This window comes from Haloechinothrix sp. LS1_15 (assembly GCF_033042135.1).
Classification (GTDB): Bacteria; Actinomycetota; Actinomycetes; order Mycobacteriales; family Pseudonocardiaceae; genus Haloechinothrix.
The window spans coordinates 89,640-108,705 of the sequence record NZ_WBXM01000007.1 but is presented as its reverse complement, the minus strand read 5'-3'; the positions used below and the strand labels follow the sequence as shown (position 1 = coordinate 108,705).

Annotated in this window: 19 protein-coding genes; 17 read left to right on the top strand and 2 right to left on the bottom strand. The window is 69.7% G+C overall.

Annotation, left to right across the window (positions count from 1 at the left end):
- The first annotated feature begins 41 nt into the window (after window positions 1-41).
- From F8178_RS12535 to F8178_RS12505, 7 genes are all read left to right on the top strand, one after another.
- Window positions 42-389: a helix-turn-helix domain-containing protein gene (locus tag F8178_RS12535; RefSeq protein ID WP_317494935.1), complete on the top strand. Its 348-nt coding sequence runs from the start codon at window positions 42-44 to the stop codon at window positions 387-389.
- A 95-nt stretch (window positions 390-484) separates the two neighbouring features.
- Window positions 485-1,201 (top strand): prepilin peptidase, encoded by a 717-nt coding sequence (locus F8178_RS12530; protein WP_317494934.1) that lies wholly within the window; start codon window positions 485-487, stop codon window positions 1,199-1,201.
- Window positions 1,202-1,229: 28 nt separating this feature from the next.
- On the top strand, window positions 1,230-2,423 hold the full coding sequence (gene aroC / locus F8178_RS12525) for a chorismate synthase (RefSeq protein ID WP_317494933.1): 1,194 nt from the start codon (window positions 1,230-1,232) through the stop codon (window positions 2,421-2,423).
- Window positions 2,420-2,953, top strand: a complete 534-nt coding sequence (locus F8178_RS12520) for a shikimate kinase (RefSeq protein WP_317494932.1) — start codon at window positions 2,420-2,422, stop codon at window positions 2,951-2,953. The genes aroC and F8178_RS12520 overlap by 4 nt, the downstream gene beginning before the upstream one ends.
- Window positions 2,950-4,059 (top strand): 3-dehydroquinate synthase, encoded by a 1,110-nt coding sequence (gene aroB, locus F8178_RS12515; protein WP_317494931.1) that lies wholly within the window; start codon window positions 2,950-2,952, stop codon window positions 4,057-4,059. The genes F8178_RS12520 and aroB overlap by 4 nt, the downstream gene beginning before the upstream one ends.
- Window positions 4,056-4,490, top strand: coding sequence for a type II 3-dehydroquinate dehydratase (gene aroQ / locus F8178_RS12510; protein WP_317494930.1), 435 nt, complete (start codon window positions 4,056-4,058; stop codon window positions 4,488-4,490). The genes aroB and aroQ overlap by 4 nt, the downstream gene beginning before the upstream one ends.
- A gap of 218 nt (window positions 4,491-4,708) precedes the next feature.
- Window positions 4,709-6,280: a family 43 glycosylhydrolase gene (locus F8178_RS12505; protein WP_317494929.1), complete on the top strand. Its 1,572-nt coding sequence runs from the start codon at window positions 4,709-4,711 to the stop codon at window positions 6,278-6,280.
- Here F8178_RS12505 and F8178_RS12500 read toward each other — a convergent pair.
- Window positions 6,253-6,747, bottom strand: coding sequence for a B-4DMT family transporter (locus F8178_RS12500; RefSeq protein WP_317494928.1), 495 nt, complete (start codon window positions 6,745-6,747; stop codon window positions 6,253-6,255). The two genes, F8178_RS12505 and F8178_RS12500, sit on opposite strands and share 28 nt — an antisense overlap.
- A gap of 136 nt (window positions 6,748-6,883) precedes the next feature.
- Between F8178_RS12500 and F8178_RS12495 the strand changes: the two genes are divergently transcribed.
- The 3 genes from F8178_RS12495 to nusB all read left to right on the top strand — a co-directional run bounded on the left by F8178_RS12495 (window position 6,884) and on the right by nusB (window position 9,256).
- Window positions 6,884-7,981 (top strand): Xaa-Pro peptidase family protein, encoded by a 1,098-nt coding sequence (locus tag F8178_RS12495; protein ID WP_317495091.1) that lies wholly within the window; start codon window positions 6,884-6,886, stop codon window positions 7,979-7,981.
- 170 nt (window positions 7,982-8,151) lie between these two features.
- On the top strand, window positions 8,152-8,715 hold the full coding sequence (gene efp / locus F8178_RS12490) for an elongation factor P (protein WP_317494927.1): 564 nt from the start codon (window positions 8,152-8,154) through the stop codon (window positions 8,713-8,715).
- 91 nt (window positions 8,716-8,806) lie between these two features.
- Window positions 8,807-9,256, top strand: a complete 450-nt coding sequence (gene nusB, locus F8178_RS12485) for a transcription antitermination factor NusB (RefSeq protein WP_317494926.1) — start codon at window positions 8,807-8,809, stop codon at window positions 9,254-9,256.
- A gap of 9 nt (window positions 9,257-9,265) precedes the next feature.
- On the opposite strand, the gene F8178_RS12480 is transcribed toward nusB, so the two are convergent.
- Entirely contained in the window at window positions 9,266-9,757 is a 492-nt protein-coding gene (locus F8178_RS12480; protein WP_317494925.1) for a transcriptional regulator, read from the bottom strand.
- Window positions 9,758-10,094: 337 nt separating this feature from the next.
- Between F8178_RS12480 and pyrR the strand changes: the two genes are divergently transcribed.
- From pyrR to pyrF, 7 genes are read left to right on the top strand one after another with little or no spacing between them, the layout of a single operon-like run.
- A complete protein-coding gene (pyrR, locus tag F8178_RS12475) occupies window positions 10,095-10,718 on the top strand; it encodes a bifunctional pyr operon transcriptional regulator/uracil phosphoribosyltransferase PyrR (RefSeq protein WP_317494924.1) in 624 nt (207 codons plus the stop codon).
- Window positions 10,715-11,653, top strand: coding sequence for an aspartate carbamoyltransferase catalytic subunit (locus F8178_RS12470; RefSeq protein WP_317494923.1), 939 nt, complete (start codon window positions 10,715-10,717; stop codon window positions 11,651-11,653). The genes pyrR and F8178_RS12470 overlap by 4 nt, the downstream gene beginning before the upstream one ends.
- Entirely contained in the window at window positions 11,650-13,038 is a 1,389-nt protein-coding gene (locus F8178_RS12465; protein ID WP_317494922.1) for a dihydroorotase, read from the top strand. The genes F8178_RS12470 and F8178_RS12465 overlap by 4 nt, the downstream gene beginning before the upstream one ends.
- Complete coding sequence (locus F8178_RS12460) at window positions 13,038-13,622, top strand: transporter (protein WP_317494921.1); 585 nt, start codon at window positions 13,038-13,040, stop codon at window positions 13,620-13,622. Before F8178_RS12465 ends, F8178_RS12460 begins: the two co-directional genes overlap by 1 nt.
- Window positions 13,619-14,776: a glutamine-hydrolyzing carbamoyl-phosphate synthase small subunit gene (carA, locus tag F8178_RS12455; protein ID WP_317494920.1), complete on the top strand. Its 1,158-nt coding sequence runs from the start codon at window positions 13,619-13,621 to the stop codon at window positions 14,774-14,776. Before F8178_RS12460 ends, carA begins: the two co-directional genes overlap by 4 nt.
- Window positions 14,776-18,117, top strand: a complete 3,342-nt coding sequence (carB, locus tag F8178_RS12450) for a carbamoyl-phosphate synthase large subunit (protein ID WP_317494919.1) — start codon at window positions 14,776-14,778, stop codon at window positions 18,115-18,117. The genes carA and carB overlap by 1 nt, the downstream gene beginning before the upstream one ends.
- Window positions 18,117-18,932, top strand: coding sequence for an orotidine-5'-phosphate decarboxylase (gene pyrF / locus F8178_RS12445; protein ID WP_317494918.1), 816 nt, complete (start codon window positions 18,117-18,119; stop codon window positions 18,930-18,932). Before carB ends, pyrF begins: the two co-directional genes overlap by 1 nt.
- The last annotated feature ends 134 nt before the right edge of the window (window positions 18,933-19,066 follow it).

The following is a 19,066-nucleotide window of genomic DNA, read 5'->3' as shown; positions in this document are numbered from 1 at the left end:
ATTGTCAGGTAGTGACCTTGTGGATAGTGAGGTGCTCGAACATGCCCGGTCCGAACTTTCTCTGTGGACTCGACGCGGCCATCGATGTCGTTGGTGGGAAGTGGAAGGCGCTCATCCTGTGGGCGCTGAGCGTGCAGCCGCGCCGGTTCGGTGAGCTCCGCCGCGAGCTCGATGGTGTCACCGAACGCGTGCTGACCCAGCAGCTCCGGGAGCTCGAACGCGACGGCATCGTGCACCGTGAGGTGTTCCAGCAGGTGCCACCGAAGGTCGTCTACTCGCTCACCTCGTCCGGTAAGGCCCTGGACCGAGCACTGGCCGACCTCGGACGCTGGGGTGAGGAGCACATGGCCGAGCTCAGTGCGATCCGGTCGGGCCACACCCTGAGCTGACACCCGGCGCAGCCGAAGGCCACGCATCGAACCGTGGTGCCACCGGTGTGAGGTTCCCGGCTGCCTGCCGGGCCTTGGGCGCTGAGACTGTATCTGTGACCAGCGCGGAGTATCTCGGAGCCGGCGCCGCGGCCACGGTGGCCGGCTGCGTCCTACCTGCCACGCTGACCGCGGCGATGGCGCGTAGCGTGCTGGCCCGGCTGCCCAACGGAGCCACATTGCCAGCCGGGCCGGTCGAGGCGGTGACCGCGGCCTGCGTGATGGTGGTCGCTGCCCGCTACGTGACGGGCGCGCTGCCGGGGGAGTGGTTGCCGGTGGTGGTGCCGCTCACTGTGTTGGCCGTCCCGCTTGCCCTGGTGGACCTGCGGGAACGCCGGCTGCCCGATCCGCTGACGCTGGCCGCCTGTGCCGCCATCGGCTGCGGGATCGGCTACGCTGCCGTCGCGTCCGGGCAGCCCGAGTTGCTGGCGGGCGCGGCGGCAGGCGCGTGCTTGTACGGCGGGGCGCACCTGGTGGTGCACCTGGCGCGCCCACGATCGCTCGGGGCGGGCGATGTGAAACTCGCGGTGAGTCTCGGTGCGGTGCTCGGCGCGCTCGGACCGTCCGCGCTGCTGCTGGCCGGTGTCCTCGCGCCGCTGGTGACGGTGGTGCTAGCGCTGGTGACGGTGGTGTCAGGGGCGGTAACGGCGCCGCGTCCGGCGCCCCGCTCGTATCGCGGCCGGTGGCCGGGCGACGGGATCCCGCACGGTCCCGGCTTGCTGCTGGCCACTTGGGTGCTGGCGATCGCACCGAGCGAGGGGCTGCTGCGCTGACTCCGCCGGTTCGTGACAGGATCGATGCGTGTTGCGCTGGATAACGGCAGGAGAATCACACGGCCCGAGCCTTGCCGCCGTGCTCGAAGGGATGGTGGCCGGAGTCCGGATCACCACGCGCGAGGTCGGCGAGCAACTGGGACGCAGGCGGCTCGGTTTCGGTCGCAGCCCCCGTATGGGCTTCGAGACCGACGATGTCGCGTTCACCGGCGGGGTGCGGCACGGGGTGACCCAGGGCGGTCCCGTCGCGGTCGAGATCCCCAACGCCGAGTGGCCCAAGTGGGAGAAGGTGATGGCCCCCGACCCGGTCGATCCGGCCGAAATCGAAGGGTTGGCGCGCAACGAGCCGCTGACGAGGCCCCGCCCGGGGCACGCCGATCTACCCGGCATGCTCAAGTACGGCTTCGACGAGGCACGGCCGGTGCTGGAACGCGCGAGCGCCAGGGAGACCGCGGCGCGGACCGCGCTCGGTACGGTGGCCCGCGCCTACCTCAGGCAGCTGCACGGCATCGAGATCATCAGCCACGTCGTGTCCATCGGGCGGGCCGAGGCGCTCCCGGGATCGCTGCCCACTCCTGAGGACCTTGCCGTCATCGACGAGAGCCCGGTGCGGGCCTTCGGGCAGGCCAGCACCGACGCGCTGGTAGCCGAAGTCGACGCGGTGCGCAAAGCAGGTGACACGGTGGGCGGCGTGATCGAGGTCATCGCCTACGGGTTGCCGCCGGGACTCGGCTCGCACGTCCACGCGGATCGCAGGCTGGACGCGCGGCTGGCGGGGGCGCTGATGGGCGTTCAGGCCATGAAGGGCGTCCAAGTCGGCGACGGCTTCACCACGGCGCGCCGGTGGGGAAGCGAGGCGCACGACGAGATCGACCCCGCTGCCCCTCCCACCGGTGTGACGCGCCGCTCGAACAGGGCGGGCGGCCTCGAAGGCGGCATCACCAACGGCGAGCCGCTGCGGCTGCAGGTGGCCATGAAACCCATCTCGACGGTGCCACGGGCGCTGGCCACCGTCGACGTCGCCACCGGGGAGGCCGCCACCGCGATCCACCAGCGCTCGGATGTGTGCGCGGTCCCGCGAGCCGGGGTGGTGCTGGAGTCGGTGACCGCGCTGGTTCTCGCGGACGCGGCGCTGGAGAAGTTCGGCGGTGACTCGCTGGCCGAGAGCAAGCGCAACGCGGAGTCCTATGTCGCGGGATTGAAGGAGTGGTGGAGCCGGTGACCTTCCCGAAAGCAGTGCTGATCGGGCCGCCGGGCTCGGGCAAGTCCACGGTCGGGCCGCTGCTGGCGCAGCGGCTGGGGGTGGAGTTCCACGACGCCGACACCGATATCGAGGCCGCTGCGGGCAAGCCCATCCCGGAGATCTTCACCAGCGAGGGCGAGCCCGCGTTCCGCGAGCTGGAGGCCAAGGTGGTCGCCGAAGGGCTGGCCAACCATCGTGGGGTGTACGCGCTCGGCGGGGGCGCGGTGCTCGACGAGGGAACCCGCGAGCTGCTGGCCGGTCGGACCGTGGTGTTCCTCTCGGTAAGCATGGCGACGGGAGTGCAGCGCACCGGCATGTCGGGCGCCCGGCCGGTGTTGGCGGGGGTGAACCCGCGGGCGACCTACAAGGCGCTGCTCGATGCCCGGCTACCGCTGTACCGGTCGGTGGCGACGGTGGAGGTCGCTACCGATGAGCGCAACCCGGACGAGGTGACCGAGACGGTGGTGCGCGCCCTCGGTGATCACGAACGTGTCGAGGAGGGAGCATGACGGCGCCGGAACGCCTCACGGTGGCCACCGAGCGGCCCTACGAGGTGGTGATCGGCCGAGGATTGCTTGGCGAGCTCACCGAAGCGGTCAGCGACGCCTCGTCGATCGCGATCATCCACCCGCCGACGCTGACCACGACGGCCGAAGCCGCCCGTGCCGAGCTCGCCGAGGCCGGGTTGGACGCGCACCGCGTGGAGATCCCCGACGCCGAGGAGGGCAAGGCGCTGACGGTGGCCGGGTTCTGCTGGGAGGTGCTCGGCAGGATCGGTCTCGACAGGCACGGCGCGATTGTCGCGCTCGGCGGCGGCGCGGTCACCGACATCGCGGGTTTCGTCGCGGGCACCTGGATGCGTGGTGTGCGCCTGGTCAACGTGCCGACCACGCTGCTTGGCATGGTGGATGCCGCGGTGGGCGGCAAGACCGGGATCAACACCGAAGCGGGCAAGAACCTCGTCGGCGTGTTCCACGAACCGCACGCAGTGCTGGTCGACCTGGCGACGTTGCAGACGCTGCCGCACAACGAGCTGGTGGCTGGCATGGCCGAGGTCGTCAAGTGCGGGTTCATCGCCGACCCCGCGATCCTCGAACTGATCGAATCCGACCCGGCGGCCGCGGTCGATCCCGACGGCGGGGCGTTCGCGGAGCTGGTGCGCCGGGCGATCGCCGTGAAGGCCGAGGTGGTGGCCGCCGACCTGCGCGAGTCGAACCTTCGTGAGATCCTGAACTACGGTCACACCCTCGGGCACGCGATCGAACGCAGGGAGCGCTACCGGTGGCGACACGGGGCCGCGGTCAGCGTCGGCATGGTCTTCGCAGCCGAGCTGGCGCGGCTGGCTGGCAGGCTGGACGATGCCACCGCCGACCGCCACGCTGCCGTGCTCTCGACACTCGGGTTGCCGACCAGGTACGACGCCGACGCGTTGCCGCAGTTGCTGGAGGGTATGCGGGCGGACAAGAAGGGACGTGCGGGCGTGCTGCGATTCGTGGTCCTCGATGCGCTCGGCAAGCCGGGCCGGCTGGAAGGTCCGGACCCGTCGTTGCTCGCGGCGGCGTACTCCGCCATCGCGAGCGAGCCCTCCGACGAGAGCGGGAGCGTGCTGCTGTGAAGGTTCTCGTACTCAACGGCCCCAACCTCAACCGGCTTGGCACCAGGGAACCGGCGGTGTACGGCAGCACCGGCTACGCCGATCTGGTGGCGATGTGCAGGCACGAGGCCGAGGAACATGGCCTCGAGGTCGACGTGCGCCAGACCAACCATGAGGGCGTGCTGGTCGAGTGGTTGCACGAAGCCGCGGACGCCGGCTACCCGGTGGTGCTCAACGCCGGGGCGTGGACCCACTATTCGATCGCGGTGCGCGACGCAGCGGCCCAGCTCACCGCGCCACTGCTGGAGCTGCACATCTCCAACGTCCACCAGCGCGAACAGTTCCGGCACCACAGCGTGCTGTCGGATATCGCGACGGGTGTCGTGGCCGGTCTCGGCGTCGACGGCTACCCGCTGGCTCTGCGGTGGCTGGCGCGGCACGCGGCCGGGTAACCGGCGGTACCGCACCGGTACAGCTGGCTGCCACGTGGAGAAAACGTTCGCGACAACTGCGATCACCACCCGGAAGTGCGACGATCACCGTAAGCTGGTGCGCAGCGTCGTGATCACGGCTGCCGGATTGGTTCTCGGCGGGCCGACCAGAGACCGACTGCAGCACACGCTCTCCTCTGGCGGGTACCTGGGCGCGAGCGACGGAGGATCACAAGGCGATGAGCAGGGCAGCGAGAGTGGTGCGGCGCCGCTGGCAGGTAGTCGCGGTGGCCGCGGGCGCGGCCGTGCTCATGGCGTGCACCTCCGCGATTCCGAGCCCAACGGGCACCGGCCACGCCGGTCTCGGCGGCTCCGGCACCGTCGCCGACGGGCTGGCCAACCCCACCGGGGAGGGCGATGGCCACGGCAGCGCCGCCGAGACGGTGACGCTGGCCACCGGTAACCCGCGCGCCAGCCGGGGTGTGGTCGCCGAGGGGGGCGCGGGGGCGCCGTACAACTACACGCCGACCGTGATGCGGGACGGGGACCACACCCGGATGTGGTGGTGCAGCCAGTACAACACCGCCCGGCCCGCGGGCGACGACATCGTGTACGGCGTCGCCGATTCCGGCGCTGATCACTTCACCGGTCCGAACGGGGGAATCCCGCTCGCGGTCTTCTCCGGGAGCTCCAGCGGCTTCGACGCAGTGCACACCTGTGACCCGTCGGTGATCCGTGTCGATGATCGCTACTACCTCTACTACACCGGCGCGGACGGCGACGGCGATTTCGCCAATGCCATCGGGCTGGCCAAGAGCGAGGACGGCAAGAACTGGCGGCGCGTCAACGGTGGCGAGCCGATCGTGCGGGCCGCGTTCGACACCGAGCGGGCCAACACTTACGGCGCTGGCCAGCCCGCGGTGACTTACCTGGAGGGCCGGTACTACCTGATGTTCACCGACACCACCGGACACGCCGCTGGCTGGAACGGTGCCGGTCAGTTCGTGCTGCGCTCACCCGACCCGGCGTTCGCCTCCGATGTCGAGGCGCTCGGCCCTGACGGGTTCGACCCTGTCACCTCACCGGAGGAGACCAGGGAACACGCGGTGATCGACGCGTTCAGCGTGGACCTGATGTGGGTGGCCGCGCTCGACGCCTTCGCGGTGGCCCACCAAACCACCGCAGGCACCACCGTCACCTTCTTCGACAGGGACTTCGCCACCACACCGTACGAGCCGGTGGTGATCGAGGGTCAGTGGCGGGAAGGTCCCGGCCTGCTGCGCGATCCGAAAGGTCATGCCCCGGTGTCGGCGCGCGAGCCCTGCGAGACCGTGCCGCTGGACGTCATCCGCGCGACGCGCAACACCGAAGCCCCGACCGACCTGCGACGTTTCGGGCTCGACCTGGTGGAGGTGGCCGCCTGCGCCGATGCCGGGATCGCGATGGCCGTGCTGGACGGCTACGCCGTCCCCGCCGCGGGCGGTGACGTGGTGGACGGCGAGATGGATGTGATCACCGATAGCGAGGTGGTGAGGGTCCAGCGACGCGAGGTGGCGGAGCTGCTGGCCGACCGGGTACTGGACGTCCGGCCCGGTTCGCTGGGGCCCCTGCGGGCCACGGCGCGGCTGGAGCCGGGCGCGCCGGTACTGTCTTCGCCGAATCACCGGGGCGGCGTGGTGCTCGACGACGACAGGATGTGGCCGGTGGCGGAGGACGGCATCGACGAGCTCGCCGAGCGTAATGGCTCACCGAACAGGACCGTCAGCGACGGTGAGTGGCAGAGCTACCCGGAAGCGCCGGGTTTCGGGTGATCCTCACCAGCCTGCTCATCCGGCAGCACCGATTTCTCTGCCGATGACCCGGTCGAGGAGCCTGCCGAGCGCGCGACCGGCGGCTCGAGCCTGCCGCCGACGAACAGGCCGAGCCCGGCTGGCAGGAGTACGAGCAACGCGACGAACGCCGCCCCCGCGGTCAGCGCGTCGCCCAGCGCGGAGATGCCGGTCTGGTCGACGAACGCAGCCCTGCCCGCCACGTCGAGGATTCCCGCACCGACAGCGGCGATCGCGGTGGCGATGACCCAGGTGCGGCCACGGTTCGGGGCGCGGAGCCAACCGTCCACCGCGCTCCAAGCAGCTGCCGTGCCGATGAGCAGCGCGAAGGCCAGCGAGGTGACCATGGGGGACTCAGTGGGGCGGATCACGGCGAGTTTCGCGAGCGAGACGCTCACCGCGGCGTGCACCACGGCGAGGACCAGGCCGCGTAGCAACCAGGCAGGCACGCCCCCACTGTACGAGCCACGCCGCCCACCTCGCTCGCGGTGGTCAAGCGCGGCCGCCGGTGCCTGCCTGCGACCCGGCGACCGCCCTTGCCGAGACGGCTCGTCCGGATAGGGTGGAGCGGTGTCCGACTCGCATATCCATCAGACGCACGAGGCGCGCAGGGACGCGCTGCGCGCCCGGCTTGTCGAGCACGAGCTCGACGCCATGCTGGTGACCGACCTGCGCAACATTCGTTACCTGACCGGCTTTACGGGATCGAATGCGGCGTTGCTCGTGCACAGCGCCGAGGACAAGCGCAGCGTGTTCTGCACCGATGGCCGCTACGAGCAGCAGGCCGCGGCCGAAGTCGGCCAGTTGGAGCAGGTGATCGAGCGTCAGTGCGGGAGCGCGCTCACCCGGCGCGCGGCGGCCGATCGGGAACGGTTCCGGCGTCTCGGGTTCGAGAGCCAGCACGTCAGCGTGGACACCTATGACGCGTTGCTGGAGCAGGCCGAGGGGGTCGAGCTGCGGCGGGCGCCGGGACTGGTCGAGCGGCTGCGGATGGTCAAGGACGAATCGGAGATCGAAGCCATCCGCATGGCCTGTGCCGCAGCGGATCGCGCGCTGGCCGAGGTGATCGAGCAGGGTGAGGTCCGTGCCGGGATGACCGAACGGCAGATCGCGCGTGAGCTCGAGAGCAGGATGATGGACAACGGCGCTGCCGGTCCCGCTTTCGAGACCATCGTCGCCGCGGGAGCCCACTCGGCGATCCCGCACCACCGGCCCACCGATGCCGAGCTCTGCACGGGTGATCTGGTCAAGATCGATTTCGGCGCCCTTGTCGACGGGTACCACTCGGACATGACGCGCATGCTCGTGGTCGGCCCGCCTGCCGACTGGCAACGCGAGCTCTACCAGCTGGTGCGAACCGCACAGGCGGCCGGGTGCCAGGCAGCCCTCGGTGGTGCGGAGCTCGCGGCCGTCGATCGCGCCGCGCGGGAGGTGATCGAGCGTGCCGGTTACGGTGAGCGGTTCCTGCACGGTCTCGGTCACGGCGTGGGGTTGGATGTGCACGAGGCACCACGGCTGGCCAAGGAGGCCACCGGTACACTGGCCGCCGGAATGACGGTCACCGTCGAGCCCGGTGTGTACCTGGCCGATCGCGGTGGTGTGCGCATCGAGGACACCCTCGCGGTGCGTGAGGACGGCAACGAGGTCCTGACGCTGTCCACCAAGGAACTGGTCACCGTGTGACGGCGGCGCCAGCGAACCGTGGCCGTGGGAGGGTCGTTCCCGCCCTACCGGAGCAAGTCCGGCGGGAACCGCGAGCGCTGCCTGCGCGCAGCGGCGACGGCCTGCGGTGACGTCATCCACCGAGAACATCGTACGAGAGCACCGCGAGCAGCACGGGAGCTAGAAGACCAGTGGCGACCACCAACGACCTGAAGAACGGCCTTGTTCTCAACCTCGACGGCCAGCTGTGGTCGGTCGTGAATTTCCAGCACGTCAAACCAGGCAAGGGCGGCGCCTTCGTCAGGACGACGCTGAAGAACGTGATGACCGGCAAGGTCGTGGACAAGACGTTCAACGCGGGCGTCAAGGTCGACACCGCCACCGTGGACCGGCGGGAGATGACCTACCTCTACAACGACGGCACCGACTACGTCTTCATGGATGGCGAGACCTTCGAGCAGGTGCCGATCCCGCCGGAGACCGTCGGCGACGCCGCACGGTTCATGCTGGAGAACTCCGAGGTGCAGGTCTCGTTCCACGAGAACGTCCCGCTGTTCGTGGAGCTGCCGACCACGGTGGAGCTGACGATCACCGAGACCGGCCCCGGTGTGCAGGGTGACCGCTCGACAGGGGGAACCAAGCCTGCGACGTTGGAAACGGGCACGGAGGTTCACGTCCCGCTGTTCCTCGACACCGGCGAGCGGATCAAGATCGACAGCCGGGACGGCCGGTATCTCGGCCGCGCCGCGAGTTGATCCCCGAGCACGTCCCATGACCCGGATTCGATGACCGCTGCGGCGGGTAGGCGGTAGGAATGTGCGTGACAACTTGCGGTGAGCGGGCGGAATGAGCGCTGATTCCGCGCCGAAGCGAGCTCCGTTCGGGCGGCATGCCGCCAGGCAGCGTGCCGTGGAGCTGTTCTACGAGGCCGAGCAGCGTGACGAGGACCCGGTGTCGCTGACTGCCGGTCGCGTCGGCTCGCCCGACGCCGAGCCGATCGCCGACTACACGATCAGCCTCATCGAGGGCGTCGGCGCCCATCGGGCGCGCATCGACGAGATCCTCGCCGAGCACTCGCACGGCTGGACCCTGGACCGGATGCCAGCGGTGGACCGTGCGGTGCTGCGCATCGGCCTCTACGAGATGCTGTGGGTCGCCGACGTGCCGGACGCCGTTGCCATCGACGAGGCCGTCGGCCTCGCCAAGGAGCTGTCGACCGACGACTCGCCCCGGTTCGTCAATGGCGTGCTGGGTCGCATCGCCACCATCGCGGACCGGTTGCGCGCCGTGCTCTAGCCTGTCTGGTCAGGCGTCGTCCTTGGCGGGCCGAGCCTCCGGAGGGAGGACTCCCCACTCGATGAGCTGCTCGGTCAGTTCACCGGGTGTCATGTCGTAGATGATCGCCAGCGAGCGGAGATCCTCGGTACGGATGGACAGCACCTTCCCGTTGTAATCCCCGCGTTGGCTCTGGATCGTCGCGGCATAGCGGGCCAGCGGCCCGACTTTCTCGGCGGGCAGTTGCTGCAGCCGTTCGAGATTGATCACGATCTTGGTGGCGGGTTCCGCCCCGGAAGGCACGCGTCCCTCCGGCAGCAGCTCGACCACCGGCACGCCGTAGAAATCGGCCAGCTCCGCCAGCTTCTGGACGGTGACGGCCCGGTCGCCGCGCTCGTAGGAGCCGACGACCACCGCTTTCCAGCGTCCACCTGACTTCTGCTCGACCCCGTGCAGGGACAATCCCTGCTGCTGTCGGATACCCCGGAGCTTGGCCCCGAGCGCTTTGGCGTAATCGCCCATATGGTCACATCTCCGTTTCGTGCTCCCCGTCACGCCGGGTTGGCTGGCGGGGACTCAGCGAGTCGAATACTCAGCGTAATGGTTACCTGTTGTCGTCACCAGGTCAACCCGATCCGGTGGCCGAATTGCATCGGTTTCACCGCATCGCCCGATCGGTCGAGCTCAGCGGATCGGCTCGGTGGGAACCGCGCGTATCGACAGCCACCCGGTTGGCGGAGCTCGGTGGCTGCTATTGTCGACGTGATCCCCGCGCACCGCTTCCATCGACGGCAGCGCGGGATGAGGGAGAAGCGGATCCTTTAATGAGCCGTCCAGCGAGGCGGAGAAGGAGAACACCGTGGCACCACCATCGCGTGGTGCGGACCGAACGGCAGGTCAGCCCGCCCCTCGCGAGCTGCTCACCGCCGATGACGTCGCGCGCACCATCGCACGGATGGCCCATCAGGTCATCGAGAAGACGGCGCTGGGATCGCCCGCCGCATCCGACGTCGTCCTGCTGGGCATCCCCACCCGCGGCGCGACGCTCGCGGCCAGGTTGGCTGAACGCATCGCCATCTTCTCCGGAGTGGATGTGCCGTACGGCACACTCGATATCACGCTGTATCGCGACGATCTCCGAAATCACCCGACCAGGCCATTGGAACCGATGGAGGTCCCCGGCGGCGGCGTGGACGACCGGGTCGTAATCCTCGTCGACGACGTGCTCTTCTCCGGCCGTAGCGCACGGGCAGCATTGGACGCGCTCGGTGAACACGGCAGGCCGCGCGCGGTACAGCTCGCGGTGCTGGCCGATCGCGGGCACCGGGAGCTGCCCATCCGGGCCGACTACGTGGGAAAGAACCTTCCGACGGCACGTGACGAGGAGGTGAGCGTGCTGCTGGAGGAGGTCGACGGCAGGGACGCCGTCCTGCTCGTCCGGCCGCACGGCGACGACGCGACGGGTGAGGCGGAACAGGAATGAAGCACCTGCTGGCAACCGCGGACCTCGACCGGGCGGGGGCGACCCAGCTGCTGGACACCGCGATGTCGCTGCAGCAGAACCTGCTCGGCAAGCAGGTGCGCAAGCTACCGACGCTGCGCGGTCGCACCGTGATCACGGTGTTCTACGAGAACTCCACCCGCACGCGCGTGTCGTTCGAACTGGCGGGAAAGTGGATGAGCGCTGATGTGGTCAACGTCTCAGCGGGTGGATCGTCGGTGGGCAAGGGTGAGTCGTTGCGCGACACCGCACTGACGCTGGCGGCGGCGGGCGCGGACTGCGTGGTGCTGCGCCACCCGGCCTCCGGCGCCGCCCACCGGTTGGCCGAGTGGCTCGACGGCACCGGAACCGCGGTCGTCAACGCGGGTGACGGGATGCACGAGCACCCGACACAGGCGCTGCTCGACGCGGCGACCCTGCGGGAGCGCCTCGGCGACCTCGACGGACGCCGCGTGGCCATCGTGGGCGATGTGCTGCACAGCAGGGTCGCGCGATCGAACGTGCACCTGCTCTCGGCGCTGGGTGCCGACGTGGTGCTGGTCGCGCCACCGACGCTGCTGCCTGTCGGGGTGGAGTCCTGGCCGGTGACGGTCTCGCACACGCTGGATGCCGAGCTGTCCGAGCTGGACGCGGTGATGATGCTGCGGGTACAGGCAGAGCGGATGCACGGCGCGTTCTTCCCGTCAGCACGGGAGTACGCGCGGTCCTTCGGGCTGACCGAGGCGCGCGCGGCAGCGCTTCCCGACCACGCTGTGGTGCTGCACCCCGGTCCGATGTTGCGCGGGATGGAGATCGCTTCCACGGTGGCCGACACCCCGAGTTCGGCGATCACTGAGCAGGTGCGCAATGGCGTGCACGTGCGCATGGCCATCCTGTACCACTTGCTGGCCGCGGCGACCGAGGAGGACGAGACGTGACGACTGCCAGCCTGCCGGAAACCGGAACGGTGCTGGTCACCAACGTGCGGCCCTACGGAGAGGGCGAGCCGGTCGACGTGCTGGTCACCGGCGAGCGCATCGCCGAGATCGGGCCGTCCGGCACGGTCACCGCCGAGGAGCACGCCGAGCGTCTGGACGGTCGGGGCGGCGTGCTGCTGCCCGGATTCGTTGACCTGCATACCCACCTCCGGGAACCCGGCAGGGAGGACGCCGAGACCGTGCGGACCGGGTCGGCCGCGGCCGCGCTCGGCGGCTACACCGCGGTGTTCGCCATGGCCAATACCGAACCGGTCGCGGACAGTGCCGTGGTCGTCGAGCACGTGTGGCGGGCAGGCAGGGAGGTCGGGCTGGTCGATGTGCATCCGGTGGGCGCGGTCACCGTGGGCCTGCGGGGCGACAAGCTCGCCGAGCTCGGCACCATGGCAGCGTCGGCGGCCGGGGTGCGGGTGTTCTCCGACGACGGTCACTGCGTCGCCGATCCGCTGATCATGCGGCGGGCACTGGAATACGCCAGGGGGCTGGACGCGGTGATCGCCCAGCATGCCGAGGAGCCGCGGCTGACCGAGGGCGCTCAGGCTCACGAGGGGGAGCGTGCCGCGCTGCTCGGCCTGGCAGGCTGGCCAGCCTCGGCAGAGGAAGCCATTGTGGCGCGGGACTGCATCCTCGCTTCCCACGCGGGAGCGCGGCTGCACGTCTGCCATGTCTCCACCCGCGGCACCGCGGACGTGCTCGCCTGGGGCAAGCCGCGGCACCCGCGCGGCGCGACGGCGATCTCGGCCGAGGTGACACCGCACCACCTGTTGCTCACCGACGAGCTTCTCGCGGGCTACGACCCGGTGAACAAGGTCAATCCGCCGCTGCGGACCGAGTCGGATGTGACTGCGCTGCGTGAAGCGCTCGCCGAGGGGACCATCGACTGCGTGGCGACGGATCATGCACCGCACGCGGTGCAGGATAAGGACACCGAGTGGGCGGTGGCGCGCCCGGGGATGCTCGGCCTACAGACGGCCCTGTCGGTGGTGGTCGAGACGATGGTGCGTCCCGGAATGCTCGACTGGCGTGGGGTGGCGCGCGTGATGAGCGAGCGGCCCGCCGAGATCGCCCGGCTGCCGGACCAGGGCAGGCCCATCGCGGTGGGCGAACCGGCCAACCTGGTGCTGGTCGATCCGGACGCGCGCTGGACGGTGCGCGGTGAGCAGCTGGCCAGCATCGCGGGTAATACCCCGTACGAGGGGATGGCACTGCCCGCCACGGTGCGCGCCACGATGCTGCGCGGCCGGATGACGGCGGCCGACGGTGCCACCGTCGGAGATGGGGTGCGGACAGCGACTGGGGCCACGGAACGGACAGGAGGCGCGCGCTGATGGAACGGTTCCTGCTCACCATGCTCGTGCTGGCATTCTTCGCGCTGCTGGTGTGGCTCATGTGGCGCGGCTGGCGACGCAAGGCCCGACACCAGAGCGCGCAGTACCCGCCGTTTCCCGAGGTTCCCGAACAGCTGGACGCCTCGGCGGCGCGCGACACCGCGACGGGCGTGTACGTCGCCACCACCAGCGCGGGCCGTTGGCAGGACCGCATCGTGGCCAGGGGAGTCGGGATGAGCGGACCGGCCACGCTGCGGCGCTACTCGGCCGGAGTGGTGGTGGACCGCGACGGGGCACCGGACTTCTTCATCCCCGCGGAGTCACTGGTCGACGCGCGGCTGTCGAAAGGGATGGCGGGCAAGGTGATGGGCGTCGACGGGCTGCTGGTGATCACCTGGCGACTCGGCGACCAGCTGGTCGACACCGGATTCCGCGCCGAGGACAAGGCGGCCTACGAGCACTGGTTGCGAGCGCTGCTCGCGATGGCCCCCTCGGAGCAGGATGGCCAGGGACACGCAGCCGACAGCGACCCGGCTACGGGCAGCGAACAGCGGACGATCGAAGGGCGAGGGCACGAACGGTGACGAGGCAGGCAACAGACACGTACCGGGTCAATGCCGGGGACCGGGCACCCGCGGCACTGGTACTCGAAGACGGCGCGGTCTACCGCGGCCTGAGCTACGGGGCGCAGGGAACGGCGTTCGGCGAGGTCGTCTTCTGTACCGGCATGACCGGCTACCAGGAGACGCTGACCGATCCCTCGTACCACAAACAGATCGTGGTGCAAACCGCGCCGCAGATCGGCAACACCGGGTGGAACGACGAGGACGACGAGTCGTCGCGTATCTGGGTGGCTGGCTACGTGGTGCGTGAACCCGCGAGGATTCCCTCCAACTGGCGTTCCCGCCGCCCGTTGCAGGAGGAGCTGGCACGGCAGGGCGTGGTCGGCATCGCGCAGGTCGACACCCGAACGTTGACGCGGCACATCCGCGAGCACGGCGCGATGCGGGCGGGCGTGTTCTCCGGTGACGGGTTGGCTACCACCGACGAGATGGTCGCGCGCGTGGCGGACTCGCCGTCGATGGCGGGCGCCGACCTCGCGGGGGAGGTCACCACCTCGGCGCCGTATGTGGTGCCCGCCGAGGGCGAGGCCCGGTTCCGGGTTGCCGCCATCGACCTGGGCATCAAGAGCAACACCCCTCGGATGATGAGCGCGCGTGGCATGGAGGTGCACGTGCTGCCCGCCACCGCCACGATGGCGGACGTGCGGGCCATCGAACCGGACGGGGTATTCCTGTCGAACGGGCCGGGCGATCCGGCCACCACTGCACACGCGACCGCCTTGACCAGGGAAGTTCTCGACCGCAAGCTGCCGCTGTTCGGGATCTGCTTCGGCAATCAGATCCTCGGGCGGGCGCTCGGCCTGGACACCTACAAGATGCGGTACGGCCATCGCGGCATGAACATCCCCGTGATGGATACGGCTACGCGCCGTATCGCGATCACCGCGCAGAACCACGGATTCGCCCTAGAGGGCGAGCCGGGCGCGCGGTTCACCTCGCCCTACGGCGCGGCCACGATCAGTCACTACTGCCCCAACGACGACACGGTCGAGGGGGTGCGCTGTCACGACGTGCCCGCCTTCGCCGTCCAGTACCACCCCGAAGCTGCCGCAGGACCACACGATGCCGCGATCCTTTTCGACGAGTTCGTGGCGCTGATGGAGGACGCACGCTGATGCCGAAAAGGACGGATCTTTCCCACATCCTCGTGATCGGATCCGGGCCGATCGTGATCGGTCAGGCCGCCGAGTTCGACTACTCGGGTACGCAGGCCTGCCGGGTGCTGCGCGAGGAAGGATTCCGGGTCAGTCTGGTGAACTCCAACCCGGCGACGATCATGACCGATCCGGAGTTCGCCGATTCCACTTACCTCGAGCCGGTCACGCCGGAGTTCCTGGAACAGGTCATCGCCACTGAGCGGCCGGATGCGCTGCTGGCCACGCTCGGCGGACAGACGGCGCTGAACGCCGCCGTCGAGCTGGACCGGCGTGGCGTGCTGGAACGCTACGGGGTGGAGTTGATCGGCGCCGACATCGAGGCGATTCAGCGCGGCGAGGACCGACAGAAGTTCAAGGACATCGTGCGCGCCGTCGGTGGCGACGTGCCGCGCAGTGCGGTGTGCCAGACGATGGACGAGGTCCGTGAGTGCGTCGCCGAGATCGGGCTGCCGGTGGTGATCCGGCCCGCGTACACCATGGGCGGCCGTGGCTCTGGTATGGCCCACACCCCAGAGGACCTTGAGCGGATGGCTGCCTACGGGTTGTCCGAGAGCCCGGTCTGCGAGGTACTGGTCGAGGAGAGCGTGCTCGGCTGGAAGGAGTACGAGCTCGAACTGATGCGTGATTACCGCGACAACGTCGTGGTGGTCTGTTCCATCGAGAACGTCGACGCGATGGGGGTGCACACCGGCGATTCGGTGACGGTGGCGCCGTCGATGACGCTGACTGACCGCGAGTACCAGCAGATGCGTGACGTCGGCATCGACGTGCTGCGCGAGGTCGGGGTCGACACCGGTGGCTGCAACATCCAGTTCGCCTTCCACCCGGACACCGGGCGCATGGTGGTCATCGAGATGAACCCGAGGGTGTCGCGGTCCTCTGCGCTGGCGTCCAAGGCCACCGGCTTTCCCATCGCCAAGATCGCCGCCAAGCTCGCGATCGGCTACAGTCTCGACGAGATCACCAACGACATCACCGGCGAGACCCCCGCCAGCTTCGAGCCCACGTTGGATTACGTGGTGGTCAAGACGCCGCGGTTCGCCTTCGAGAAGTTCCCCGGCGCCGACCCGGAGCTGACCACGACGATGAAGAGCGTCGGTGAGGCCATGGCGGTGGGGCGCAGCTTCGTCGAGGCGCTCGGCAAGGCGCTGCGGTCGATGGAGACCCGCTCGCTCGGGTTCTGGACGCAGCCGGACCCCGAGGGTGAGACGGTGGAGTCAGCGCTGGATGCGCTGCGCACCCCGCACGACGGCAGGCTCTACACCGTGGAGCGGGCGCTGCGCCTCGGCGCCACGGTCGAGCAGGTATGCGAGGCGAGCTGGATCGACCCGTGGTTCGTCGACCAGATCCTCTCGCTCGTGGAGCTGCGCGCCGAGATCACCGAGGCGGCTGTGCTCGACGAGGCGTTGCTGCGCAGGGCGAAGCGGTTCGGGGTGTCGGATCGGCAGATCGCCGCGTTGCGGCCGGAGCTGGCCGGGGAGGACGGCGTGCGCACGCTACGGCACCGGCTCGGCGTGCGGCCGGTGTTCAAGACGGTCGACACCTGCGCGGCCGAGTTCGCCGCCAGGACGCCGTACCACTACTCGGCATACGAGAGCGATCCCGCCGCCGAGACCGAGGTGGTCGCGCAGCGCGACAGGCCGAAAGCCATCATCCTCGGCTCCGGGCCGAACCGGATCGGGCAGGGCATCGAGTTCGACTACTCCTGCGTGCACGCCACGCTCGCGCTCCGCGAGGCCGGCTACGAGACCGTCATGGTCAACTGCAACCCCGAGACGGTCTCCACCGACTACGACACCTCCGACCGCCTGTACTTCGAGCCGCTGACCTTCGAGGACGTGCTCGAGGTCGTGCACGCCGAGCAGGAGTCGGGCACCGTCGGCGCGGTGATCGTGCAGCTGGGCGGGCAGACGCCGCTGAGCCTGTCGCGGCGGTTGGCGGCCGCCGGGGTCCCCATCGTGGGCACCTCGCCGGAAGCCATTCACCTGGCCGAGGACCGGGGTGCGTTCGGCGATGTGCTCGGCGCCGCCGGGCTACCAGCACCACGCTACGGGACCGCCACCTCGTTCGAGGGAGCCAAGCTCGTCGCCGAGGAGATCGGCTACCCGGTCCTGGTGCGGCCCTCGTACGTCCTCGGCGGGCGTGGCATGGAGATCGTGTACGACACCGAGCATCTCGCCTCGTACATCACCAGGGCCACCGAGGTGAGCCCGGAGCACCCGGTACTGGTGGACCGCTTCCTCGACGACGCCATCGAGATCGACGTGGATGCTCTCTTCGACGGCGAGGAGCTCTACCTCGGCGGGGTCATGGAACACATCGAGGAGGCCGGTATCCATTCCGGAGATTCCTCGTGCGCGTTGCCGCCCATCACCCTCGGCAAGGCCGACATCGAGCGCGTGCGGGCTTCCACGGAGGCCATCGCCAGGGGCGTCGGGGTGCGCGGTCTGCTGAACGTGCAGTACGCGCTGGCGGGTGACGTGCTGTACGTGCTGGAGGCCAACCCGAGAGCATCACGCACCGCACCGTTCGTGTCCAAGGCGACCGGTATCCCGCTCGCCAAGGCGGCTGCGTTGATCATGACCGGGGCCTCGATCAAGGAGCTTCGCGCGCGCGGGGTGTTGCGGGCGACCGGGGACGGCGGGACGTTGCCGCCCGACGCGCCGGTAGCGGTCAAGGAGGCGGTGCTGCCGTTCCACCGCTTCCGCACCCCGGAGGGACACGGGGTCGACTCGTTGCTCAGCCCCGAGATGAAGTCGACGGGTGAGGTGATGGGAGTGGATGCCGCCTTCGGCATGGCGTTCGCGAAATCACAGGTCGCCGCGTACGGGCCGCTGCCGACCTCGGGAACGGTGTTCGTGTCGGTGGCCAACCGGGACAAGCGGGCGCTGATCTTCCCGGTGAAGCGGCTGGCCGATCTCGGGTTCGAGATCCTCGCCACGTCCGGTACCGCCGAGGTGTTGCGGCGCAACGGGGTGCCGTGCGCGGAGGTGCGCAAGTACTCCGATGACACGGGAACCACCAGCGGTGCGCGGGGGCCCGGCGAGCCCACCATCGTCGACATCATCCTGGACGGCGGGGTGGATATGATCATCAACACCCCCTACGGCAACAGCGGCCCGCGCATCGACGGCTACGAGATCCGTACCGCCGCGGTGGCCCGCAACGTACCGTGCATCACGACGGTGCAGGGCGCCGCCGCGGCCGTGCACGGGATCGAGGCCTCGATCCGCGGGGACATCGGGGTGCGGTCATTGCAGCAGCTGCACGCGGCGATGGCCCCGGCAGGGGATTCCTGATGCGATTCGGTGCCCGGTTGGCCGCGGCCATGGCCGACCGGGCAGGCCCGTGCGCCGGGATCGACCCGCACCCGGCGCTGCTGCGGGAGTGGGGCCTGCCCGAGGACGTGACCGGGCTGGAGCGGTTCGCCGCCACCTGTGTCGAGGCATTCGGCGACCTGGCGCCGGTGATCAAGCCGCAGTCGGCGTTCTTCGAGGCGTACGGCTCGGCAGGGATCGCGGTGTTGGAACGCACCGTTCACGCCTGCCGCGAGGCCGGTGCGCTGGTGTTGCTCGACGCCAAGCGGGGCGATATCGGCTCGACGATGGCGGCCTACGCCCGTGCCTATCTCGCCGAGGACGCCCCGCTGGCGGTCGATGCCGTGACGCTGTCGCCGTACCTGGGGTTCGGCTCGCTGGAGCCGGCGCTGGCCGAAGCCGAGCGCAGCGGTCGCGGGGTGTTCGTGCTCGCGCTCACCTCGAACCCGGAGGGTGCCGAGGTGCAGCGCGCTACGGTCGACAACCGTAGCGTGGCGCAGCGGATCGTGGACGGGGCGGCCGAGCGCAACGCAGGCGCCGAACCGTGGGGCGATGTGGGCGTGGTGGTCGGGGCGACATACGGCCGCACGGGCCTGGACCTGAGCGGCCTGAACGGTCCCGTACTCGCGCCGGGGTTCGGGGCGCAGGGCGCCACGGTGGAAACGCTCCGCTCGGCGTTCGGCACGGGTCTGCGGGGGGTGCTGCCCGCCTCGGCGCGTGACCTCCTCACACCTGGTCCCGGCGTCGCTGCGCTGCGCGACCGGTTCGCGGAGGTGGCGGCGAAGCTCACGGCATGACGGGGCCGTGCAGCGGGCTCCGAGGGTCGTGTGAGGCCGCTCGAGAGCGTGCCATAGCCCGGCACTAGGCAAAATTCCGGCCAATAAACCGACCCCGCATTGTGAATCGGTGGTGAGGATGGGTACCGTCTCGT